The 1,908-nt window shown below is 48.5% G+C and carries 1 protein-coding gene; it reads right to left on the reverse strand.

Annotated elements, in window-relative coordinates; translation table 11 throughout:
• Positions 1–362: 362 nt before the first annotated feature.
• Positions 363–1,652, reverse strand: coding sequence for a hypothetical protein (locus tag DY926_RS14205; protein WP_116703965.1), 1,290 nt, complete (start codon positions 1,650–1,652; stop codon positions 363–365).
• Positions 1,653–1,908 lie beyond the last annotated feature (256 nt).

Below are 1,908 nucleotides of genomic sequence, written 5' to 3' on the forward strand. Positions count from 1 at the left end.
GGGCTGCACGGGAACTGCGGGGCATATCTTCAGATATGCCCCTTCTGGGATCAGCGCGGCATTTCCTGCGCTTTGGGGTCTTTGGGACCGCTGCGTTGGGGTGTCTCGTGGCCCATGTCATGATTTGATGGAGCTGCCTAAGACTGCCTGTTGGAAGCCGATGTGGCTGCTGTCGACGAGAAAACCTAAGTGGACAGACGGCAGTCGCCCTCATATCAGACATGGGGCGCTTTCATCAGTCCCCCCAATAGCGGACGTGACTAATTCGGAGTTTATCAGCCGACATTCGCACGCAGCGCGGCGAGCATCCACGCGCGTCTGACGACGAGCATTCAATCAATGGTAAAAACGAAGCTCGTCGATTACACCATTCCTAACTTTCTTTTATAAATTTGAGCTACTTTCTGAGAAGACCGCAGGTAAAACATGAAGTACGGGTTGGTGACCTCAAGTTTGTTATCATCCCATTCTAGGACAGGGCTGTCTTTATTGATCTCTTTTGCGATCCCGTCCATCTGCTTAAGGGCGAGTTGGACACTGGACCCCACAGGAGATTCTTCCGTACAGACACTTTTTATTCTTTCCATAATTTCATCGTAATCAAAGCTCAGCCTTGGAGGGTTTTCGACAAGGGCAAGAAGAATTGCTCGATATACGTCGCCGGTGGACTTGTCTTTTAGCTTAAACTCTTTACGTTGGGTTCCACGCTCTTTCGCGCCGGTATGCAGCTTTTCAACCGCCCGCGAATAATTAGTTTGAAGCGTTGTTCGCTCGAGGGCGGCGCGAAACTCTATTTCAGAAACTTCGGTTCTCTGCTCCATAGCCTGTTTGTTTCTGAGGCCTTTCTCAAGGCATAAGTTCAGGCATAGAGACTGCATAAGCTGTGGCGAGCCAAGTGCTTCGATCGCGAGTTCCTCGACTATTCTAGGCGAAATATCAACCCCAAGAGCCGAAAAGCCGTTGTTAGCGATCATTTTCAACTCTGTAATAGTCCAATATTCAAATATTATTGAAATTATACGGCCCGTTAACTCGTCATTGGCTCGAACCATGTCATCTGATTTGTGTGGGACAGAAGCAATGCAGATGCGAACGTCTCGCTCGCAAATCGCCTTGATGGACTTGGCGATGTCGACTTGTGCGTCTTTAGCAATGTAATGAAAGTCATCTAAGAATACGACAAATTCGCTTTTACTGAGCTCTTTTACCACAGCCTCAAAAAACTCAACGCCGTATTTCTGTGACGTCGATGTGGCGAACTCAATGCCCCCGTTCAGCTCCCCTTCAGCCTTTCCTTTGGCGAAAATCACTCCTGCTTCAGCACTTGCCTTCCCAGCTGCGCCTGCTTTGAGAACCCGCTCATTGATTTTTTCGATTTCCTCTGGGCCACCGATCCATCGCATCACGGATCGCCACAGATCGTCTGAAGAGCTAAGCGACAGGCCGGTAACGGGAATTATCTTCTCTGATGTTATTATGGTGTCAACTAGAGCTGTCTTGCCAGTTTTGGAGGGGCCAGATATGGAGATCACCATTTTCGGCATATCGAGCGCAGCGCTGAGCTTTTCTTCGTTTTTTTCTTTGATTCTCTTTACGTAAGTATGTGTAGGAGTGCCATTGGGAACGAATACCTCAAAAACAAAGTCACTCATGTATTGCTTTCCATATTAAAATACGAAGAACTGTGGACCGTCGTTGGGTTAGCACGACTTCAATGCTATAATTAAGTGAAAATAGACAGATGGAACAAGCCCCCAAGCCTTTTTCATGCGAATGTCAGCTTCCTGATTTTTCCTCATCAATAGCCGATCTTCAGCTCCCCTGAAGGGTTTCGGGCGCCGCGAGGCGTACGAAAGTCTGGGAAGACCGAACCCGCGACACCGGGACTCAGTTATGGGGAATTTGCAA

This window comes from Komagataeibacter melaceti (assembly GCF_003403295.1).
GTDB classification, from domain to species: domain Bacteria; phylum Pseudomonadota; class Alphaproteobacteria; order Acetobacterales; family Acetobacteraceae; genus Komagataeibacter; species Komagataeibacter melaceti.